Source organism: Paraburkholderia phymatum (genome assembly GCF_040965635.1).
Lineage (GTDB): Bacteria > Pseudomonadota > Gammaproteobacteria > Burkholderiales > Burkholderiaceae > Paraburkholderia > Paraburkholderia phymatum_B.
In genome coordinates this window covers 710,337-728,033 of the sequence record NZ_JBFRCH010000001.1, presented here as the reverse complement: position 1 = coordinate 728,033, position 17,697 = coordinate 710,337, and the positions used below count along the sequence as shown (strand labels likewise).

At 62.8% G+C, this 17,697-nt stretch carries 17 protein-coding genes; 4 read left to right on the top strand and 13 right to left on the bottom strand.

What is annotated here, in order from left to right:
* Positions 1–77: 77 nt before the first annotated feature.
* The 7 genes from AB4Y32_RS03315 to AB4Y32_RS03285 all read right to left on the bottom strand — a co-directional run bounded on the left by AB4Y32_RS03315 (position 78) and on the right by AB4Y32_RS03285 (position 7,128).
* Complete coding sequence (locus AB4Y32_RS03315) at positions 78–794, bottom strand: ABC transporter ATP-binding protein (protein ID WP_368719954.1); 717 nt, start codon at positions 792–794, stop codon at positions 78–80.
* Positions 794–1,570 (bottom strand): ABC transporter ATP-binding protein, encoded by a 777-nt coding sequence (locus tag AB4Y32_RS03310; RefSeq protein ID WP_015004377.1) that lies wholly within the window; start codon positions 1,568–1,570, stop codon positions 794–796. Before AB4Y32_RS03310 ends, AB4Y32_RS03315 begins: the two co-directional genes overlap by 1 nt.
* Before the next feature lie 28 nt (positions 1,571–1,598).
* The gene (locus AB4Y32_RS03305; RefSeq protein ID WP_368719953.1) at positions 1,599–2,768 is read right to left on the bottom strand and encodes an ABC transporter permease subunit; all 1,170 of its coding nucleotides are present in this window, start codon (positions 2,766–2,768) and stop codon (positions 1,599–1,601) included.
* A 26-nt stretch (positions 2,769–2,794) separates the two neighbouring features.
* Positions 2,795–3,745 carry a branched-chain amino acid ABC transporter permease gene (locus tag AB4Y32_RS03300; protein WP_087733808.1) on the bottom strand — a complete coding sequence of 317 codons (951 nt, stop codon included), beginning with the start codon at positions 3,743–3,745 and terminating at the stop codon, positions 2,795–2,797.
* Between the two features lie 227 nt (positions 3,746–3,972).
* Complete coding sequence (locus AB4Y32_RS03295; RefSeq protein ID WP_368719952.1) at positions 3,973–5,172, bottom strand: branched-chain amino acid ABC transporter substrate-binding protein; 1,200 nt, start codon at positions 5,170–5,172, stop codon at positions 3,973–3,975.
* 538 nt (positions 5,173–5,710) lie between these two features.
* A complete protein-coding gene (gene ispH / locus AB4Y32_RS03290; protein ID WP_368719951.1) occupies positions 5,711–6,670 on the bottom strand; it encodes a 4-hydroxy-3-methylbut-2-enyl diphosphate reductase in 960 nt (319 codons plus the stop codon).
* A 2-nt stretch (positions 6,671–6,672) separates the two neighbouring features.
* Positions 6,673–7,128 (bottom strand): peptidylprolyl isomerase, encoded by a 456-nt coding sequence (locus AB4Y32_RS03285; RefSeq protein ID WP_368719950.1) that lies wholly within the window; start codon positions 7,126–7,128, stop codon positions 6,673–6,675.
* A gap of 273 nt (positions 7,129–7,401) precedes the next feature.
* Between AB4Y32_RS03285 and radC the strand changes: the two genes are divergently transcribed.
* From radC to nadB, 4 genes are all read left to right on the top strand, one after another.
* Positions 7,402–8,082 (top strand): RadC family protein, encoded by a 681-nt coding sequence (gene radC, locus AB4Y32_RS03280; RefSeq protein WP_439899720.1) that lies wholly within the window; start codon positions 7,402–7,404, stop codon positions 8,080–8,082.
* 244 nt (positions 8,083–8,326) lie between these two features.
* The gene (gene rpmB, locus AB4Y32_RS03275; RefSeq protein ID WP_004186391.1) at positions 8,327–8,560 is read left to right on the top strand and encodes a 50S ribosomal protein L28; all 234 of its coding nucleotides are present in this window, start codon (positions 8,327–8,329) and stop codon (positions 8,558–8,560) included.
* 10 nt (positions 8,561–8,570) lie between these two features.
* The gene (rpmG, locus tag AB4Y32_RS03270; RefSeq protein ID WP_087733803.1) at positions 8,571–8,738 is read left to right on the top strand and encodes a 50S ribosomal protein L33; all 168 of its coding nucleotides are present in this window, start codon (positions 8,571–8,573) and stop codon (positions 8,736–8,738) included.
* A 290-nt stretch (positions 8,739–9,028) separates the two neighbouring features.
* Positions 9,029–10,627 (top strand): L-aspartate oxidase, encoded by a 1,599-nt coding sequence (nadB, locus tag AB4Y32_RS03265; RefSeq protein WP_368719948.1) that lies wholly within the window; start codon positions 9,029–9,031, stop codon positions 10,625–10,627.
* Positions 10,628–10,725: 98 nt separating this feature from the next.
* Here nadB and nadC read toward each other — a convergent pair whose 3' ends face one another.
* The 6 genes from nadC to purN form a co-directional block, all read right to left on the bottom strand.
* Positions 10,726–11,628, bottom strand: coding sequence for a carboxylating nicotinate-nucleotide diphosphorylase (nadC, locus tag AB4Y32_RS03260; protein ID WP_368719947.1), 903 nt, complete (start codon positions 11,626–11,628; stop codon positions 10,726–10,728).
* Positions 11,628–12,758 carry a quinolinate synthase NadA gene (gene nadA / locus AB4Y32_RS03255; protein WP_368719946.1) on the bottom strand — a complete coding sequence of 377 codons (1,131 nt, stop codon included), beginning with the start codon at positions 12,756–12,758 and terminating at the stop codon, positions 11,628–11,630. The genes nadC and nadA overlap by 1 nt, the downstream gene beginning before the upstream one ends.
* Before the next feature lie 131 nt (positions 12,759–12,889).
* Positions 12,890–14,086, bottom strand: a complete 1,197-nt coding sequence (locus AB4Y32_RS03250; RefSeq protein ID WP_368719945.1) for a DesA family fatty acid desaturase — start codon at positions 14,084–14,086, stop codon at positions 12,890–12,892.
* 206 nt (positions 14,087–14,292) lie between these two features.
* Positions 14,293–15,651, bottom strand: coding sequence for a mechanosensitive ion channel family protein (locus AB4Y32_RS03245; protein WP_368719944.1), 1,359 nt, complete (start codon positions 15,649–15,651; stop codon positions 14,293–14,295).
* A 79-nt stretch (positions 15,652–15,730) separates the two neighbouring features.
* On the bottom strand, positions 15,731–16,990 hold the full coding sequence (locus AB4Y32_RS03240; protein ID WP_368719943.1) for an RsmB/NOP family class I SAM-dependent RNA methyltransferase: 1,260 nt from the start codon (positions 16,988–16,990) through the stop codon (positions 15,731–15,733).
* Entirely contained in the window at positions 16,987–17,652 is a 666-nt protein-coding gene (gene purN / locus AB4Y32_RS03235; RefSeq protein ID WP_368719942.1) for a phosphoribosylglycinamide formyltransferase, read from the bottom strand. Before purN ends, AB4Y32_RS03240 begins: the two co-directional genes overlap by 4 nt.
* Positions 17,653–17,697: the final 45 nt, after the last annotated feature.

Genomic DNA, 17,697 nt, shown 5'->3' with positions numbered 1-17,697 from the left:
CCGCATGCTTGACGCATGCGGCCTTTGTTTATTGCGCGTTGCCGGTCGCGAGAACCGGCACTTGAGCTTGCTTAGCTTTACTCGCCGAGATACGCCGCACGCACCTTCGGATCGTCGAGCATCTGCTTCGCGTCACCCGACATCGTGACCGTGCCCGAGTCCATCACGTAGCCGCGGTCCGCAGCCTGCAATGCGAGGCGCGCGTTCTGCTCGACCAGCATCACCGTGATGCCTTCCTTCGAGATCTCGCGCACCACTTCGAAGATCTTCTCGACCATGATCGGCGACAGACCCATCGACGGCTCATCGAGCAGCAGGAGCTTCGGCTTCGAGATGACGGCACGCGCCATCGCCAGCATCTGCTGTTCACCGCCGGACAGCGTACCGGCGAGCTGCGTCGCGCGTTCCTTCAGGCGCGGGAAGAAGCCGAACATGCGCTCGACGTCCTTCTTGATGCCTTCGTTATCGTTGCGCAGATACGCGCCCATCTGCATGTTCTCGACGATCGACATGCGCGCGAAGATGCCACGGCCTTCCGGCACCATCGCGAGGCCGCGCTTGAGCAGCTCGTGCGGCGGCACGCCCTTGATCGACTGGCCCATGTATTCGATGTCGCCGGCCGAGTAAGGCTTGAGGCCCGTGATCGCCTTCATCGTGGTCGTCTTGCCCGCGCCGTTCGCGCCGATCAGCGTGACGAGTTCGCCCTGCGCGATCTCCAGGTCGACACCCTTGACGGCCTGAATGCCGCCGTAGTTGACCTGCAGGCCCTTGATTTTCAACATTGCCGTAGCCATCAGTGGACCCCCGCACCCAGATAAGCCTCAATCACCTTCGGGTCCTTCTGCACGTCATGCGGCAGACCTTCGGCGATCACCTTGCCATAGTCGAGCACTGTCATCCGATTGCACAGGCCCATCACCAGTTTCACGTCGTGCTCGATCAGCAGGATCGTCTTGCCGTCGCTGCGGATCTTGTCGAGCAGCTTGGTCAGTTCGACCTTCTCGGTCGCGTTCATGCCGGCAGCCGGTTCGTCGAGCGCGAGCAGCTTCGGATCGGTCGCCAGAGCGCGCGCGATTTCCAGACGACGCTGGTGGCCGTACGACAGGTTGCGCGACGTGTAGTCCGCGTATTGCAGCACGCCGACGTATTCGAGCAGTTCGAGCGCCCGCTCCTTGATCTCGCGCTCTTCCTGACGCTCGGCGGGCGTCTGGAACACGGCGCCCAGCAGACCGTGCTTCGTACGCACGTGACGGCCGACCATCACGTTTTCCAGCGCGGTCATGCCACCGAACAGACGGATGTTCTGGAACGTGCGCGCAATGCCCGCCTTCGCCACCTGATACACGGCCGTCGGCGTGTAGTTCGTGCCGTCAAGCCTGAACTCGCCCGAGTCTGGCGTGTAGAGACCGGTAATCACGTTGAAGAACGTGGTCTTGCCGGCGCCGTTCGGGCCGATCAGACCGTAGATGGAGCCTTCCTCGATTTCGAGGCCGACATCCGACAGCGCCTGCAGGCCGCCGAAGCGCTTGTTCACGCCCTTCACGGACAGACGGATTTGTTTGTCGCTCATGTGTGTTTCCCCTTCGGTCCGTGGTCCGTTACGCGCGCACCGGCTTCTTGCCGCCGCGCTTCGCCAGTTTCGCGATCTTGTCCTCATGCTTCGGCGACGGCCACAGGCCTTCCGAGCGGTACAGCATGATCAGCACCATCGCGAGTGCGTAGACGAGCTGACGGATCACTTCCGTATCGACGATCTCATGACCGAAGATCATGTTCTGCAGCGGGCCCATCGTCGAGCGCAGGAATTCCGGCAGCACGGCGAGCAGCACGGCACCGAGAATCACGCCCGGGATGTGGCCCATGCCGCCCAGCACGACGCACGCGAGCACGACGATCGATTCCGGCAGCGTGAACGATTCCGGCGACACGAAGCCCTGGAACATACCGAACATCGCACCCGACAGTCCGCCGAACGACGCGCCCATCGCGAACGCGAGCAGCTTCACGTCACGCGTGTTGATGCCCATCGCCTTCGCGGCAATTTCGTCTTCGCGGATCGCGGCCCACGCGCGGCCGATGCGCGAGTGCTGCAGGCGCGTACACACCCAGATCACCAGTAGCGCGCACAGCACGAACACGTAGTAGTACGAGTACACCGACGGGAACTGGAAGCCGAACAGCGAGTGCGTCTGCGAGAGGCTGAAGTCGCCGACGTGGATCGGATCGATGCCCGTGATGCCCTTCGGGCCGTTCGTGATGTTCGCCGGACGGTCGAGGTTGTTCAGGAAGATCCGGACGATTTCCCCGAAGCCCAACGTCACGATCGCGAGGTAGTCGCCACGCAGACGCAGCGTCGGTGCACCGAGAATCACGCCGAAGAACGCGGCGATCGCCATCGCGATCGGCACGATGATCCAGAACGGCGTGTGCAGGCCGCCCGGCGCGAGATGCGCGATCCATTCGAACTGCGACGACAGGTGCGGCGAGCTCAGCAGTGCCGCCGTATAAGCGCCCACTGCATAGAACGCGATGTAGCCCAGGTCCAGCAGGCCGGCGAAGCCGACCACCACGTTCAGGCCCAATGCGAGCATCACGTACAGCATCGCGAAGTCGAGCACGCGGACCCAGTAATTGCCGCCTGCTGTGCCGATGATCATCGGCGCGGCGATCACGAACACGGCGGTGAGGATGCCCACCGTCAGCGTCTTCGTCATGTTGCGTTCAGGGACGAGCGTCGTGGACGGCTCGATCGGTTGAATTGAGGTCATTGTGTTTACTCCTTTTCCCTGCGCCGTTAGGCACGGTCCGCAACACGTTCGCCAAGCAGGCCCGACGGACGGAACACCAGCACGATGATCAGCACGATGAACGCGAACACGTCCTGGTAGTTACTGCCGAACACGCCACCCGTGAGATTGCCGATGTAGCCCGCGCCCAGCTGTTCGATCAGACCGAGAATCACGCCGCCGACCATCGCGCCGCCCAGGTTGCCGATACCGCCGAGCACGGCTGCCGTGAACGCCTTCAGGCCGGGGATGAAGCCCATGTAGAAGTGCGCATTGCCGTATTCCGATGCGATCATCACGCCCGCCAGCGCAGCCAGCGCCGAGCCGATCATGAAGGTCGCCGAGATCACGAAGTTCGGGTTCACGCCCATCAGCGAGGCGACGCCCGGGTTCTCGGCGATCGCGCGCATCGCGCGGCCGAGCTTCGTCTTGTGTACGAGCAGCAGGAGGCCCGCCATCACGAGGAACGCCACGACGATGATCACGATTTCAGTCATCGAGATCACGGCGCCCGGCGTCGTGTCCGTGGCCTTGATCACGTTGAGGGGATCGGTCGGCAGAAGCTGCGGGAACGGCAGCGGGTTGCGCGACCAGATCATCATCGCGAGCGTTTGCAGCAAGATCGACACGCCGATCGCGGTGATCAGCGGGGCGAGACGGGGCGCTTTACGCAGCGGCCGGTACGCGACGCGCTCGATCGTGTAGCCCACCACCGCGCACACCACGGCGGCTATGGCCAGCGCGATGCAAAGCGTCGGCACGTTGCCGAGACCGGGGAAGTGGTTCTGCAATACACCGATGCAGGACAGGGCGACCATCGCCCCCACCATCAGGATGTCGCCGTGAGCGAAGTTGATGATGCCGAGAATGCCGTACACCATCGTATAGCCGAGTGCAATGATGGCGTAGACACTGCCAAGCACCAGCCCGTTGAGAACCTGCTGGATGAAAATATCCATTTAATGCTCCTTAGCCCGTGCGACTGGATTCACGCTCTTCATCTGCCGGTTGGCGCTGATGCTTTGCGGAATCGCAACGGCACTGCGGGTACTGATATAAAAGACCGGTAAGGGTTATCTCCATCGAGCGTTCGTGGTCGCCGGGTTGCAGCGGCCGTCGCACTCGATGCGGATGCAAAAACGGCACCGTCGGATGGTCCGGTGCCGTCAGGCTGTACGTCCCGTCATTACATCTTCACGACGTCGAGGACTGCTTTCTTGCCGTCCTTGAAGTCGTAGAGCGTAATGGCGCCTTCTTTCAAATCGCCCTTGTTGTCGAATGCGATGTGGCCGATGACACCTGTGTAGTCGGTCGACGGCATCGCAGCGAGCACCTTGGACGGCTCGATCGAATTGGCGCGCTTCATTGCATCGACGATCACGTACACAGCGTCATACGTGAACGGCGCGTAAATCTGCACCGGCGTGTGGAAGCGTGCGTCGTACTTCTTTTCGAAGTCCGCTCCCCTGTCCATCTTCGAAAGCGCAAGACCTGCCTCCGAACATACGAGGTTCTGGACGGCACTACCCGCCAGCTCCCCTACCTTGTCGGTGCACACGCCGTCGCCGCCAAGGATTTTTGCCCTGATTCCGAGCGCGGCTGCCTGTTTTGTGAACGGCCCGCCCGTTGCATCCATGCCGCCGAACATGATGGCGTCCGGCTGAGCACTTTTGATCTTGGTGAGAATGGCCCGGAAATCCGTGGCCCGGTCATTGGTCGCCTCGCGCGCGACGATCTTCGCGCCGCCCGCCTCGGCCGTCTTCGCGAATTCGTCAGCAAGACCCTTGCCATAGGCAGTCGCGTCGTCGACGACGGCGATCCGTTTCGCGCCGAGTGACTTCGTCGCGTAGTTCGCCAGCGCCGGGCCTTGCTGCGCATCGGTCGCGACAACCCGGAAGGTCGTCTTGAAACCCTGCTGCGTATAGGCCGGATTCGTCGAGGACGGCGAGATTTGCACGATGCCTGCGTCGCTATAGATTTTCGATGCGGGAATCGAGACGCCCGAGTTCAGATGCCCGACGACGGCGACAACGTGGTCATCGACCAGCTTCTGCGCGACCTGCGTGCCCGTTTTCGGGTCGCCCGCGTCATCCTGCCCGTCGAGTTGAAGCTGGATCTTGCGGCCGTCGATGGTCAACCCCTGCGCGTTGATCTCCTCTGTCGCCAGACGTGCTCCGTTTTCATTGTCCTTTCCGAGATGCGCAATGCCGCCCGTCAATGGGGCCGCATGACCGATCTTCACGACAGTCGCTTCGCTTGCAGGCGCCGACGCTGCCACTGCAGCCGATGCACCCGTGCCTGCCTCGCCATCGTTTTTTTTGCTGCACGCGGTCAACATCGCAACCGCGGCCGCGATGGACACGGCACAAGCAAACTTGACTCGCATTAAATAGGTCTCCTGCGCCTTGCTAAATCTGGTGTTCCGAGGCGCTGAAGCCTTGAGAACGCGCGCATTGTAACTCCAATTATGCGACGGGCAATATTGTTGAATGCGCAGGGTTTTCCTGCATTGCAACCGCTTTTTGGGACCTCTAGCGCATGCAGATTGCAACCCGGTTGCGCCATATTTCCGTGCACCAGTTGCACCATGGATGACGCTCCGCAACATCAGTTGTTGCATGGACGGCGCTGTGAGGCCTATCGAGCGGACTTCGACACAAGCAAGCCTCGCCGCGAATCGCTGGTACGAAAATTCACCGAATCGGTGCGACCAATCTGCCGGCTGATCGTTCGTCTGATGTAAAAAGGGGCTCGATCGGTCGTCTCAGGGCAAAATACGCCCCAAAAATCAAAAAGAATGTGCGCGCCGACACCGTGCAGCTCTCGTTTTTCTGTGATGTGGCACCGTTTACTGGGCGATTTCCGGGCTCGGCGGATACAAAAAAGCGCGCCCACGGCGCGCTTTTTTGATTGGGGTCGGTTCGTCAGGCCGGCAAACCGAGGCCGCGCGGCAGCGGAAAAGCGATGTTTTCCTCAATGCCTTCGAGCGCGCGCACGCTGCGCACGCCGAGTTCGCGCAGACGGCCGATCACGGCCTGCGCCAGCGCCTCGGGCGCAGATGCGCCCGCCGTCACGCCGATGCGGCGCTTGTCGGCAACCCAAGCGGGATCGATCTGATCGGGCGAGTCCACCATGTAGGCAGGCACGCCGAGTTTCTCGGCGAGTTCGCGCAGCCGGTTGGAATTCGAACTGTTCGGGCTGCCGACGACGATCACGACGTCGCATTGGGGCGCCATGAACTTGACGGCGTCCTGGCGGTTTTGCGTCGCGTAGCAGATGTCCTGCTTCTTCGGCTCCTTGATGTTCGGATACTTTGCCTTCAACGCCGCGATGATCTGCGCGGCATCGTCGACAGAGAGCGTCGTTTGCGTCACGTAGGCGATACGCTGCGGATCGGCCAGCTGCAGAGCCTGCACGTCCTCGATGTCTTCGACGAGATACATGCCTTCTCCCGTCTGCCCCATCGTGCCCTCGACTTCAGGATGGCCCTTGTGGCCGATCATCACGATGTCGAAGCCGTCCGCGCGCATCTTCGCGACTTCGATGTGCACCTTCGTGACGAGTGGACAGGTCGCGTCGTACACGCGCAGCCCGCGCTCCTCGGCTTCGGCGCGCACCGCCTTCGACACACCGTGCGCACTGAAGATCACCGTGCTGCCCGCGGGCACCTCTTCGAGCTGCTCGATGAAAATCGCGCCCTTCTTGCGCAGGTCCTCGACGACATACGCGTTATGAACGATTTCGTGACGCACGTAGATCGGCGAACCGTACAGCTTGATGGCGCGTTCGACGATCTCGATCGCCCGGTCGACGCCGGCGCAAAATCCGCGCGGTTGCGCAAGCAGGATTTCAGCTTCGGCGAGAGTCGTGTCCGTGATGCTCATGTTTACAGGATCCCGATGATTTTGACTTCGAACGTCACCGCCTGGCCGGCGAGCGGATGGTTGAAATCGAAGAGAGCCGAGGTTTCGCCGACTTCCTTGAGCACGCCGGCGTAGCGGCCGCCACCCGGCGCATTGAATTCGACGAGATCGCCGGGAGAAAAATCCTCCCCGACCGTGCTGTTTTCACGCAGCGTGGCCAGCGACACGCGCTGGATCATTTCAGGGTTGCGCGGACCGAATGCCTGGCCCGGCTCTAGCTGAAAGGTCGAGTGGTGCCCCGTTCTCAGGCCCAGCAGAATGTCTTCCAGCGGCTGCGCCAGTTGGCCGGCGCCCAGCAGCAGCGTGGCGGGCTTGTCGTTGAAGGTGCTGACGATCTCGGCGCCATCGGCGAGCGAAAGCCGGTAGTGAAGCGTGACGTGCGAACCGGGTTTCACTTCGGAGATGTCGATGATGCTCATGCGGTACTCATTCAGTCGTGGCGCGCGGCGCAGGGCGCGGCGGCAAGGGTCGCGCGCATGGCAGGCCGTCTGGCGCCGTGCGCAAAGGCTCTATTGTAAGCCACATATCCCGAGCCGGCTGGATCGCGGCCGCGCGGCGCGTCGTCGCCGCTCCACTGAATTACCGAGGACCTTGCCATGAACGATCCGATAGTCATCCCGCTCAACGAGGCGGAGAAAAGCTCCGTTCGCCGCCCCGCGCCCTTGCCGGCGCCCGTTTCGGCGTCCGTGCCCATGTCCGTGTCTGCACCCGTATGGCCGCTGCGCGACATGCCGCGCGAACGACTGCTCGACGCCGGCGCGGCGGCGCTGTCCGATACCGAACTGGTCGCGCTCGTGCTGGGCTCCGGGCTGCCCGGACATAACGTTTTCGACGTCGCGCGCTCGCTGCTGCAGCGCTTCGGCTCGCTGCGCGCGATGCTCGACGCGACGCCGGAGGATCTCAACGGCGTGCGCGGCGTCGGCCCCGCCAAGCGGGCGCAGTTGCTGGCCATCATGGAGCTGGCGCGGCGCGCGCTCGCAGAAAAGATGCGCGAGCGCCCGTTGATCGATTCCCCGGAAGCGGTCGAAGACTATTTGCGGCTGCTGATCGGCTCCCGGCCTTATGAGGTGTTCATTTGTCTCTTTCTGGACACGCGCCACCGACTGATCCGCTCGGAGGAGAATTCGCGCGGCTCGCTCACTCGCATGGCCGTGTATCCGCGCGAAATCGTGCGGCGGGCGCTCTCGGTGAATGCGGCAAGCCTTATCGTCGCGCATAACCACCCGTCCGGCGCCGTCAAGCCAAGCGCCAGCGACCGGCAACTCACGCGGGTGCTGCGCGATACCCTCGTGCTCATCGACGTGCAACTGATCGACCATCTGGTGGTCGGCGCAAACGACACGTTTTCGTTTGCCCGCGCAGGCTGGCCGTGACCCATGGAACACTCGGCGCCAAGCGCAGATACCGTTGCGCGGCCGCCAGCCGCCTCCAAATAAGTTTGATTTTGCGGCTCTTTTTCTGCTAGACTCTCGGTTTGCCTCTTTCCAACCCTGTTCCGAAGCCACCAAGGCCTTTCCGGAAAGCAAGTGATTGAAGTCGGCTACGGCTCGGTCCTCTCGTTTTCTTGGGAAACTTCACGGCGTTCGAACTCAGAATTAGCGTATTAGGAGTGCTCTCATGGCACGCGTATGCCAAGTAACTGGGAAAGCGCCGATGAGCGGCAACAACGTTTCCCACGCGAACAACAAGACCAAGCGTCGTTTTCTCCCGAATCTGCAAAACCGCCGTTTCTGGGTTGAAAGCGAAAACCGTTGGGTGCGACTGCGCGTCTCGAACGCCGGCCTGCGCCTGATCGACAAGAACGGTATCGACTCGGTGCTCGCAGATTTGCGCGCACGTGGCGAAGCCTAAGGAGTAAATCATGGCCAAAGGCGCACGCGACAAGATCAAGCTGGAATCGACCGCTGGTACGGGTCACTTCTACACGACCACGAAGAACAAGCGCAACATGCCGGAAAAGATGGAGATCAAGAAGTTCGATCCCGTCGTTCGCAAGCATGTGGCGTACAAGGAAACGAAGATCAAGTAATCGCGTTTCCAGTCTGTTGACGACAAAAAGCCCCGCTCCATGCGGGGCTTTTTGTTTTTGCACGCTTCCCTTTCCTGACTTCTGACGCCTTCTGCCGCCGTTTGCCTCCGTTTGCCGCTCTTTTCCGCCGGCGTCGCCGACGATCCACATCCCTTCCGCCGCGCGCAATAGACTTCGCCATTCGGCCAGCTTTCCCTCGAAGGCTGCAACGCGTATGCTCTTCGGTTTCCCAATCGAATGGCTGCGGCGGCGTTCGCCGCACCAGCCACGCAATGCGACGGAGAGAGGAGATGAACTTCGATGTAGCGATTGTCGGCAGCGGGCTCGCCGGTTTGACCGTCGCGCTCAATCTCGCGCAGACGCGTCGCGTCGCCGTGGTCGCGAAACGTTCGCTGACGGACGGCGCGAGCGACTGGGCGCAAGGCGGGATCGCGGCCGTGCTCGATTCGGCGGACAGCACGGAGAATCACGTCGACGACACACTGATCGCCGGCGGCGGCTTGTGCGACGAAGCCGCGACGCGCTTTATCGTCGAACATGGCCGCGAGGCCATCCAGTGGCTGATCGACCAGGGTGTGCCGTTCACGAAAGACGACGCGGCCGAGCTCGGCTTCCATCTGACGCGTGAAGGCGGCCACAGCCATCGCCGCATCATTCACGCGGCTGACGCCACGGGCCATGCCGTCGTCGCGACGCTGAGCGAGCGCGTGCGGCATCATCCGAACATCACGCTGCTCGAAGACCACTACGCGATCGATCTGATTACGTCGGACCGCCTGGGCATGCCGGGACGCCGCTGCCACGGCCTCTACGCACTCGATCTGGCGAGCGGCCGCACCGTCACGATCGAGGCGCCGCACACCGTGCTCGCGACGGGCGGCGCCGGCAAGGTCTATCTCTACACGACGAATCCCGATACTGCGACGGGCGATGGCATCGCGATGGCCTGGCGAGCCGGCTGTCGCGTGTCGAACATGGAATTCATCCAGTTTCATCCGACGTGTCTGTTCCACCCGTACGCCAAGTCGTTTCTGATCACGGAAGCAGTGCGTGGCGAAGGCGGCATCCTCAAGCTTCCCGACGGCACGCGTTTCATGCCCGCTCACGACGAACGCGCCGAACTGGCGCCACGCGATATCGTCGCCCGCGCGATCGACTTCGAGATCAAGAAGCGCGGCATCGACTGCGTGTATCTCGACATCAGCCATCAGCCGGCCGAATTCCTGCGCGAGCATTTCCCGACGATTCTCGCGCGATGCCTGCAATTCGGCATCGACATTACGAAAGAGCCGATTCCCGTTGTGCCGGCGGCTCACTACACATGTGGCGGCGTCGTAACGGATCTCGCCGGGCGCACGGACCTGACGGGACTCTATGCCGTCGGCGAGACGTCGTGCACCGGCTTGCACGGCGCGAACCGGCTCGCGAGCAACTCCCTGCTGGAGTGTCTCGTGATCGGCCGGTCGGCCGCGCAGGCCATCGAGGAAGAAGGCTTCGGCGCGGCCGTGCATGCGCCGCTGCCCGATTGGGACGAGAGCCGCGTCTCCGATCCGGATGAAGAGGTGGTCGTCGCGCACAACTGGGACGAGTTGCGCCGCCTGATGTGGAATTACGTCGGCATCGTGCGCACGGACAAGCGCCTTGCGCGCGCGCGGCACCGGGTTGCGCTGCTGCGAGACGAGATCCACGAGTACTACGCAAACTTCAAGGTCAGCCGCGATCTGCTCGAACTGCGCAACCTGGTCGACGTGGCTTCGCTGATCGTCGATAGCGCGCGTTCGCGGCGCGAGAGCCGTGGGCTGCATTACAGCCGCGACTGGCCGAATTCGTTGCCCAAGGCGCTGCCGACTGTGCTGTCCCCGGAGCGCGTGCCGAATCGGAACGTGTAGTAGCGCTTTTCCTGTTGACCGCTGTTGACCAGTAAGGCGAAAAGGCCGTCGCCCGTAAATCGGGGATGGCCTTTTGCTTTCCGGCGCGGGTTACGCAATCACACGATGCGCATCGAAAAGTCGGTCGCGCGCACGTCCTTCGTCAGCGAGCCGACCGAGATGCGGTCGACACCCGTCTCCGCGAACTGTCGGATCGTATCGAAGTTCACGCCGCCCGACACTTCGAGCACCGCGCGGCCGGCCGTGATACGCACCGCTTCGCGCATCATGTCCAACGAGAAGTTGTCGAGAAGAATCGACTGCGCGCCATGCGCGAGCGCCGACTCCAGCTGTTCGAGCGTTTCGACTTCGATCTGGATCGGCACACCCGCGTTCAGCGCGAGGGCCGCGTTCATCGCCGCACCGACGCCGCCTGCCGCCGCGATGTGATTCTCCTTGATCAAAATGCCGTCGTAGAGCGCGAGCCGCTGGTTCGCGCCGCCGCCGATGCGCACCGCGTACTTTTGCGCGAGACGCAACCCCGGCAGCGTCTTGCGCGTGTCGAGCACGCGTGCGCGGGTATGCGCGATCGCGTCGGCGAATCTGCGCGTCACGCTCGCGACACCCGACAGCATCTGCAGAAAGTTGAGACCGTTGCGCTCGGCGGTGAGCAGTGAACGAGCCGGACCGCGCAACGTGCATACGACGGAATCCGTCGCCATGAGGTCGCCTTCGCGATAGCGCCATTGCACGTCGATGCGCGCATCGACGCGGCGCATCACTTCGTTGAACCATGGCACGCCGCACAACACCGCCTGTTCGCGCACGATGATGCGGGCGTCGCGCATCTCGTCGTCGGGAACGAGCAGGCCCGTCAGATCGCCCGTGCCGACGTCCTCGGCAAGCGCATCGCTGACGTTGCGCATGATCGCCGCATCGAGTGCATCGCCGTACTGCGCGCGGATTTCCGCGAAAAGCGGCGACACCGCGTCCCTCAGTTCCATCGATTCATTCGCCCCCATCACGCCGCTCCGACATTCGAGAACAGCGCCGTATCGCGCGCGAGATCGCCGCTTGCTTGCACGCGTTTCTTGTGACGCGCAGCGAAATCAAGCATCCGGTCGATCGGCAGACGCGCACGCTCGCGGATCGCCGGATCGACGAAGATTTCGTTGTGGCCGCGCTCCAGCACCTCGACGAGATTGCGCAAACCGTTCATCGCCATCCACGGACAATGCGCGCAACTCTTGCACGTCGCGCTATTGCCGGCCGTGGGTGCTTCGATAAACGTCTTACCGGGCGCTGCGAGACGCATCTTGTGCAGGATGCCCAGGTCGGTGGCGACGATGAAATGCGTCGCGTCGCTGTTCTTCGCCGCGTCGATCAGTTGCGTGGTTGACCCCACGACATCCGCGTGCGCCACGACGCTTTCCGGCGACTCTGGATGCACGAGCACTTTCGCGTGCGGATACTCGGCGCGCATCAGATCGAGCTCGACACCCTTGAACTCGTCGTGCACGAGACACGAGCCTTGCCACAGCAGCATATCGGCGCCCGTCTTCTTCTGGATATAGGCGCCCAGATGCCGGTCCGGCGCCCAGATGATCTTTTCGCCGCGCGCGTGCAGATCCGCGACGATCTCCAGCCCGATCGACGACGTCACCATCCAGTCGGCGCGCGCCTTGACCGCGGCGCTCGTATTCGCATAGACGACAACGGTCCGGTCCGGATGCGCATCACAGAATGCAGAAAATTCATCGACGGGACAGCCGAGATCGAGCGAGCAGGTTGCATCCAGATCGGGCATCAGAATGCGCTTGTTTGGACTAAGAATCTTCGCGGTCTCGCCCATGAAGCGCACGCCCGCGACGACCAGCGTTTGTGCATCGTGATCGCGTCCGAAACGCGCCATTTCCAGCGAATCGGCCACACAGCCGCCCGTTTCGTCCGCCAGCTCCTGCAATTCCGCATCGACGTAGTAGTGCGCGACGAGCACCGCTTTCTCACGCTTGAGCAATCCGCGAATACGCTCCTTCAACGCGAGCCGCTCCTGCGCCGAAGGCGTCTCGGGCACCTTCGCCCAAGCCTTGCCGACGCTGCAGGCCGCACCCTGCGGGCGGTCATACTCGATGCTCCTGATCGCCTGATTCATGATCTCCTCTGCCCTGCTAATGCCGCCGCCGATAGCCCCTTCAGTGCCCTGATTCCGGCGGCCCAAAAAGCAAAACCCCGCCAACGCGGGGTTTTGTGACGTAACGAAAGTTTAATAGATTTCGTCGGGGGTCATGCGTAGCGACGCAGGCGCATCGCAAATTCCTGCAGGGCCTTGATGCCGCTTTGCTCGGCGCGATGGCACCAATCCTGCAATTGCACCAGCAATTGCTCGCGCGATGCGTTCGAGCGCTCCCACATCTGCGACAGTTCGTTGCGCAATTCGATGTAAGTGCGCAATTTCTGGCTGTTCGCGAAAATTTGCGGAAGCTGACGGCGCTGCGGCTCGTCCAGACCAGCCTCTTCCTTGTGGAACCACTTGCGAGCGCCACGCATCAGCTGATACTTCTCGCGCGCGCCCATTTCCTTCAGATGCGCGAGTTCCTGACGGTACGCGCGCTTGATCGCCTTTGCGTAACGCGCCATCACTTCGTAGCGGTTCGCGAGCACGGCCTGCAACGTGTCCTGGTCGAGCACGAGCTTGCCGGTGGTCAGACGCGGCGTCGGCGCGAGCTTCTTCACCTTGGCAAGACGGAACGCCGACATGATGCGGATGTACATCCAGCCGATATCGAACTCGTACCACTTGTTCGACAGCTTGGCCGACGTCGCATACGTGTGGTGATTATTGTGCAGTTCTTCGCCGCCGATGATGATGCCCCACGGGAACAGATTGGTGCTCGCATCCGCCGAATTGAAGTTGCGATAACCCCAGAAGTGTCCGAGGCCGTTCACGACGCCAGCCGCCCAGAACGGAATCCAGATCATTTGCACGGCCCACACAGTCAGACCGACGATGCCGAACAGCGCCACGTCGATCACCATCATCAGGCTCACGCCGAGGATCGGGTACTTCGTGTAGACGTTGCGCTCGAGCCAGTCGTTAGGCGTGCCGTGGCTGAACTTGCGCATCGTCTCTTCATTCTTCGCTTCAGCGCGATACAACTCGGCGCCTTCGAGCAGCACCTTCCAGATGCCGCGCGTCTGCGGGCTGTGCGGATCGTCTTCGGTTTCGCACTTCGCGTGGTGCTTGCGGTGAATCGCGGCCCATTGGCCCGTCAGCATGCCTGTGGTCATCCACAGCCAGAACCGGAAAAAGTGGCTTGCGATGGGATGCAGGTCCAGCGCGCGGTGCGCCTGGCAGCGGTGCAGATAGACAGTGACACCGATGATCGTCACGTGCGTGACGGCGAGCGTCCACAACGCGATTTGCCACCACGAAAAACGCAGCGCGCCGTGCGCCAGAAAATCAAGCAGGGAATTCAGCAAGGCCATTTACCTGGGAATGGAAGACATGCGCGGAAGGATACACGGCGAATGTCAAGAAAGTGAAAGCAAGCAGATTGTTTTGGACGATATTTTACGCGAACCGTTCCAAGTGTCTGTAACAAAAAAGAAAATTGTTGTGTTGCATCAACCGGGCGTTTCCCGATATCGGTCTGGAAACGTCCGATTGCTACCCGCTGGGACGCGCCTCAGGCCGCGCTGCCGGGTTCGTTCGCCGCGCGACCGGTAGTCATTGTGATTGCCTGCGGCATGATGTCGCTTGGACCGGCGACGATGCGCACGTCGCGCTGCGCATAGGGAATCGAGATGCCGTTTTCTGTGAAGAGCCGCCAGATGTTGCGGTTCACGTTCGAACGCACGCCGGCCGTGCCCGTCGCTGCATCTTCGATCCAGTAGCCGAGTTCCAGATTAATGCCGTCCGGGCCGAAGCCGGCGAGTATAGGCGTCGGCTTCGGTTCCTGCAGCACGCGCTCGACGCCGTGCGTGGCCTCGACCAGCAGCGCCATGGCCTTTTCGACATCCGTCGAATACGCCACCTGCACGCTCGCCTTCGCGTTGCCGCGCGTCAGATACGAGGACTGGTTCTGTACGACGTCCGTAATCAGCTTTTCGTTCGGGATCAGCGTTTCGATGCCGTCGAGCCCTCGCACCACCGTATAGCGCGTGCGAATCTGCGTGACCATGCCTTGCAGGCCGCTGACGTTGATCGTGTCGCCGATGCGCAGCGACCGGTCGATCAGGATGATGAAGCCTGATACGTAGTTGCTCGCGATCTTCTGCAAGCCGAACCCGAGGCCGACGCCGAGCGCCCCGCCGAACACGCCGAGCACCGTCACGTCGATCCCGACCAGCGACAGGCTGATGAGCACCGCCGCAAGGATCAGCAGCGCGCGTCCGACGCGCGACAGCACGACTTTCAGGTTCGCGTCGAGCGAGCGCGAACGCATCAGCTTGTCCTCGAGCGCCGCGCCGAGCCACATTGCGACGATCATCGTCACGCACACCCACAGCAGCCCCGACAGCAGCGAGAGCAGCGTCAGATGGGTATTGGCGAGACGAAACTGCACGCTCGCCATCCACTTCAGCACGTCGCTCTGGATGCCCGTCACGGTCAGCACCATGCCGACCCAGACAACCAGCGACACGAGCTTTTCGACCAGCGACAGCCACGTATGCGTGCTGCCGTCGCGGCCGAACACGCGCCGCGCGAGGTAGAACACGATGTAGATTAGCCCGATGCCGAAGAGCGGCACCATCGCGAGTTCGAGCAGCGACGTATGGATGAAATGCCCGGCAATCGTCTGCGAGATCCAGACGAAAATGCCGCCGAGCAGCGGGAACAGCGCGCGATTGAGCGCCTCCGCGCCGAAGCGCAGCGCGCCGTAGCGGGTTTCGCGCTGCGCATCGAGCGCGCGGCGCGCGACACGCGCGAGCACCCACGCGAGCGCCAGTGCGCCCAGCAGCACGCCGAGCTGCCACAGAATGACGGGCTGGCCGAAGTCGCGCACGACATCGCCCAGCGAGTGGAACAAGAGATGGTTTTGCATGATGTTTCCCGCAGCCGGCGCGGCGCTGACGCATGCGCCGGCAGGACCGCGTCAGCCCCGACCGCTCGCGCGTCCGGCCTTACCCGCGGCGCTCCAGCACGGCGGCGAAGAAGCCATCCGTCGAATGACGGTGCGGCCACAGCGAAAGGAAATCGCCCATTTCCAGATCGATACGCTGCTCGGCGAGCACATCGCGCGCGGGCACCAGCTCGAAATCGGGATGATCGGCGAGAAACTGTTGCACGACGCCTTCGTTTTCCGCTTCCAGAATGCTGCACGTCGCATAGACGAGCCGCCCGCCCTTCTTCACGAGACGCGCCGCGCTCGTCAGGATCGACAGTTGCTTCGGCGTCAGCTCGGCGATCGATTCCGGCGACTGGCGCCACTTCAGATCGGGATTGCGGCGCAGCGTGCCGAGACCGCTGCACGGCGCATCGACCAGCACGCGATCGATCTTGCCCGCAAGGCGCTTGATCTTCGCGTCGTGTTCGCTGTCGATCAGCACCGGGTTCACGTTCGACAGGCCGCTGCGCGCAAGGCGCGGCTTGAGCTTGGCAAGGCGACGGTCGGAAATGTCGAATGCGTAGAGGCGGCCCGTCGAGCGCATCATCGCGCCGAGCGCCAGCGTCTTGCCGCCTGCGCCCGCGCAGAAGTCGACGACCATCTCGCCGCGCTTCGGCGCCACCAGCGCGCACAGCAGCTGGCTGCCCTCGTCCTGCACTTCGAGCCAGCCGTTCTGGAACGCGTCGAGCTTCGACAGCGGCGGCTTGCCGACCACGCGCACGCCAAGCGGCGCATACGGCGTGGCGCCCGCCTCGATGCCCGCCTTCGACAGAGCGTCCAGCACTTCATCGCGGCTCGCCTTGATCGGATTCGCGCGCAGATCCAACGGCGCCGGATAGTTCAGCGCGGCGGCCAGATGGGAGAGCTCCTCGGCTTCGAACCGCGTGCCGAGCGCCTGGCAGATCCAGTCCGGCAAATTCAGACGCGTGCGCAGCGGCAGGCTTTGCGGATCGACCTTCGACACATGCTCGAGCCACGCGCCTTCTGCGTCGGAGACGAACGGCTTCAGCGCCGTACGGCCCGCCGTCTGCATCAGTCCGAGCAGCGCTAGCCGACGGTTAGGACTGCCGGTTCCGCTTTCCGCCAGGTGCGCGAATTCCATCCGCCGACGCAGCACCGCAAACACCGCTTCCGCGATCACGCCGCGCTCGCCGTGGCCGAGCTTCGGATGCGCGCGGAAAAACCGGCTGGTCGTCGCATCCGCGGGGCCGGTGAACTTAAGGACGTCCGCGAGCAGCGTTTCGGTTTGTCCGATTAGAAATCCATGTAGTCTCATGCAGCCTCCCCGGCAGCGTTCTGGCTTGCTGTGTCAACGAAGAGCCATTGAGGCTCGGGCGGCGTCACCGTAACGCGCAGGCCGTCGAGCGCGACGCGCCCTTCGACGAACCAGCGCACCGCGCGCGGATAAATCACATGCTCGGTTGCGAGCACGCGCGCGGCGAGCGTCGCGGCGTCGTCGCCGGCAAGCACGGGCACAGCCGATTGCACGACGATCGGCCCATGATCCAGCTGCGAGGTGACAAAATGCACCGATGCGCCGTGCAGCCGCACGCCAGCGTCGAGCGCCTGCTGATGTGTCTTGAGGCCCGGAAAGCTAGGCAGGAGCGAAGGATGCACGTTGAGCATGCGTCCCGCATAGCGATCGACGAAACCGTTCGTCAGCACGCGCATGAAGCCCGCTAGCACGACGAGATCAGGTTTGAAACTGTCGATTTCGCGCGCGAGCGCCGCGTCGAAGGTTTCGCGGTCGGGAAACTGGCGGTGGTCGACGACCACCGTCGCAATGCCTTGCGACGCCGCGAACGCAAGCCCGGCGGCGTCTGGACGGTTGGCAATCACGGCGGCGATCCGCGCCGGCCAGCCTTCGCTCGCGCAGGCGCGTACGATGGCTTCCATGTTGCTTCCCCGTCCGGAAATCAGAATGACGAGATTTTTCATCCGCGGATTTTATCATTCGGGAACCGCCAATCCGCGCCGCGGCGC

What these genes read in the sequence shown, in the direction of transcription:
- AB4Y32_RS03315 (WP_368719954.1), bottom strand. Translation starts at nt 794, where the DNA reads ATGGCTACGGCAATGTTGAAAATCAAGGGCCTGCAGGTCAACTACGGC.
- radC (WP_439899720.1), top strand. Translation starts at nt 7,402, where the DNA reads ATGTCCGTGTCTGCACCCGTATGGCCGCTGCGCGACATGCCGCGCGAA.
- AB4Y32_RS03310 (WP_015004377.1), bottom strand. Translation starts at nt 1,570, where the DNA reads ATGAGCGACAAACAAATCCGTCTGTCCGTGAAGGGCGTGAACAAGCGC.
- AB4Y32_RS03295 (WP_368719952.1), bottom strand. Translation starts at nt 5,172, where the DNA reads ATGCGAGTCAAGTTTGCTTGTGCCGTGTCCATCGCGGCCGCGGTTGCG.
- AB4Y32_RS03285 (WP_368719950.1), bottom strand. Translation starts at nt 7,128, where the DNA reads ATGAGCATCATCGACATCTCCGAAGTGAAACCCGGTTCGCACGTCACG.
- nadC (WP_368719947.1), bottom strand. Translation starts at nt 11,628, where the DNA reads ATGGGGGCGAATGAATCGATGGAACTGAGGGACGCGGTGTCGCCGCTT.
- AB4Y32_RS03245 (WP_368719944.1), bottom strand. Translation starts at nt 15,651, where the DNA reads ATGCAAAACCATCTCTTGTTCCACTCGCTGGGCGATGTCGTGCGCGAC.
- AB4Y32_RS03240 (WP_368719943.1), bottom strand. Translation starts at nt 16,990, where the DNA reads ATGAGACTACATGGATTTCTAATCGGACAAACCGAAACGCTGCTCGCG.
- rpmB (WP_004186391.1), top strand. Translation starts at nt 8,327, where the DNA reads ATGGCACGCGTATGCCAAGTAACTGGGAAAGCGCCGATGAGCGGCAAC.
- nadA (WP_368719946.1), bottom strand. Translation starts at nt 12,758, where the DNA reads ATGAATCAGGCGATCAGGAGCATCGAGTATGACCGCCCGCAGGGTGCG.
- ispH (WP_368719951.1), bottom strand. Translation starts at nt 6,670, where the DNA reads ATGAGCATCACGGACACGACTCTCGCCGAAGCTGAAATCCTGCTTGCG.
- purN (WP_368719942.1), bottom strand. Translation starts at nt 17,652, where the DNA reads ATGAAAAATCTCGTCATTCTGATTTCCGGACGGGGAAGCAACATGGAA.
- nadB (WP_368719948.1), top strand. Translation starts at nt 9,029, where the DNA reads ATGAACTTCGATGTAGCGATTGTCGGCAGCGGGCTCGCCGGTTTGACC.
- rpmG (WP_087733803.1), top strand. Translation starts at nt 8,571, where the DNA reads ATGGCCAAAGGCGCACGCGACAAGATCAAGCTGGAATCGACCGCTGGT.
- AB4Y32_RS03300 (WP_087733808.1), bottom strand. Translation starts at nt 3,745, where the DNA reads ATGGATATTTTCATCCAGCAGGTTCTCAACGGGCTGGTGCTTGGCAGT.
- AB4Y32_RS03305 (WP_368719953.1), bottom strand. Translation starts at nt 2,768, where the DNA reads ATGACCTCAATTCAACCGATCGAGCCGTCCACGACGCTCGTCCCTGAA.